This window comes from Streptomyces harbinensis (assembly GCF_900116145.1).
GTDB classification, from domain to species: Bacteria; Actinomycetota; Actinomycetes; order Streptomycetales; family Streptomycetaceae; genus Streptomyces; species Streptomyces carpaticus.
The window spans coordinates 1-1,923 of the sequence record NZ_FPAB01000030.1; the positions used below are offsets into that span (position 1 = coordinate 1).

At 68.2% G+C, this 1,923-nt stretch carries 2 protein-coding genes; both read left to right on the plus strand.

The features are described from left to right. Positions 1 to 535 precede the first annotated feature (535 nt). Entirely contained in the window at positions 536 to 1,531 is a 996-nt protein-coding gene (locus BM385_RS26355) for a DUF6192 family protein (RefSeq protein ID WP_093844607.1), read from the plus strand. Between the two features lie 2 nt (positions 1,532 to 1,533). Further along, positions 1,534 to 1,923 (plus strand): RacP protein (locus BM385_RS26360; RefSeq protein ID WP_093844608.1); only part of this gene is annotated, 390 nt, incomplete at its 3' end.

Below are 1,923 nucleotides of genomic sequence, written 5' to 3' on the forward strand. Positions count from 1 at the left end.
TCAGTAGCTGTTTCCGATCCTCGGTTCTGGGTAGATTTGCGCCCTAGCCTGGACCGGTGTCTGAGGGTGCCGAGAGGGCCGTGGAGAGGGAATGTCGCGCTTGCGGTGAACGGCTGAGGCTGGATGCCCGGCCCGGGGCGGCGTTCTGCTCGTCTGTCTGTCGTTCCAGGCAGTGGCGCAAGGAGCGACGGTTACGGAAGCGGTTGGCGGCCGTACGGGACGAGACCGGCATGGTCGAGTGCCCGGAGTGCGGGGCCCGCTGGGTGGCTGGTGTCGACCGCCGCTCGGACGCCCGGTTCTGCTCGCGGCGGTGCGTCGTGAGGGCCTGGCGGAAGCGGAAGGATCCGTTCGCGGATCGTGCACAGTGACCACTGAACGAACGCCTCCGTGGACCAGTTTCGCTCACGGAACGGTCAATTGTGGTCATTCATTGTGATCTTCGTATTTCCGGTCCGACTCTCGGGAACGGATGCGGTCCCTGTCCTGTCATGGCCCCAAGTGCCGTGCCAGAGGCCGCACTTGGATGGTGAAAGCCATGTCCGAGCAGATGGAGAACATCGGATCCGTCAGCCAGTCCCGCTACGAGCAGATCGTGGCCGAGCTGCGGGAAGTCGTGGAACAGCAGACCCGGGGCAAGTTCACGATCGGCGACCGGGCCCTGGAGATCGAGCCGGTCAGGCCCCGCGGCGGCACCCCGGACACCGAGTGGACGGTCCGGGAGTCGCTGGTCCGCTTGGCCGACGACATCGGCCTGACGTTCAACACAGTGAAGAACGCGAGGTGGATCGCGTCGCGCTGGCCCAAGGAACACCGCCAGGGGGACGTGTCGTTCACGATCCACCGCATCCTGGGCCGGATCGAGAACGACCAGGAGAGGTGGGCCGCGATCAAGAACCCTCCCGAGGGGAAGGCCCGGTGGACGGCGGACGACGCCAAGCGGCGGGTCGGCTGGACGGTCGACAGCCCGGAGACCCCGCAGGAGCGGATCACCGCGATTCACCACCTGGCCCAGGATGAGGAGGTCGCCGCGGCGGTGACCACCGATTTCCTCAGGCGCCCGCAGGTCGCGGCCAAAGTCTCCACGGAGAACAAGGTCCGGGTGGTGGAGGAATTCACCCGCGACGAGGGCGTCGCCACTACGGCCGCGACCAGCCTGTTGCGCAGGCCGGACGTCGCGTTCAAGGCGATGAGCGACGACACCGCCCGTTTCCAGGTCAACTCTGCCCAGGCCGAGCGCGGCCGGCAAGCCCACGACCACTTCGAGCGCACGAACCCCGTCGCCCCGGCGGTCCGCAACATCGACCGGACGGTGGAGTTCCTTGACCTGGTGACCGCCTTCCACGCGTTCGTCGCGGCGACCGGCCGCACCGTTCCCGGCCTGCGCGACCGGCAGCTGTCGGAGGACGAACGCACCATCGTCCACCAGAACGTTGCGAAGGTGAAAGCGACCCTGGACTGGATCGAGACGGCGGTCGACACCGGCAAGGTCGACATGGATGACGAGCTCGCGGCCATCCTTCGGGGCGAGTAGTCGTGCCCCGCGCCTCCCGGCGCAAAGGGGACGCGGCCAGACGGCACGCGGACACGGTCCGCTTCGTCCTGTTCGAGGCCCGGCCGGCCGGGCTGGAGTTCCACCAGCTCGTTCGTGCCAGTGCCCTGTCCCCGCACCAGGTCCGGTCCGGCCTGGCCGCGCTGAAGGACGAGGCCGCGTCGAAGGGGTGGCCGCCGCTGATCTGGAACCGCGTCGACGGCTATCAGCTCGGCGCGGAGCGGGCCGCGCTGGAAGCCTACGAACGGCAGGTCGTCTCCGAGAAGCTGACCCAGTTCCGCCGCTTCATCACTGGCACCGTCGCCCCGCACGCGGCCGCCCACCCGAACGACAAGTGGGTGCGGCACATCGTCGCCCAGCTCAACTCCATCGAG

Bases quoted from the DNA above. Each gene is read 5' to 3' on its own strand.
- BM385_RS26355 (WP_093844607.1), top strand. From the start codon at position 536: ATGTCCGAGCAGATGGAGAACATCGGATCCGTCAGCCAGTCCCGCTAC.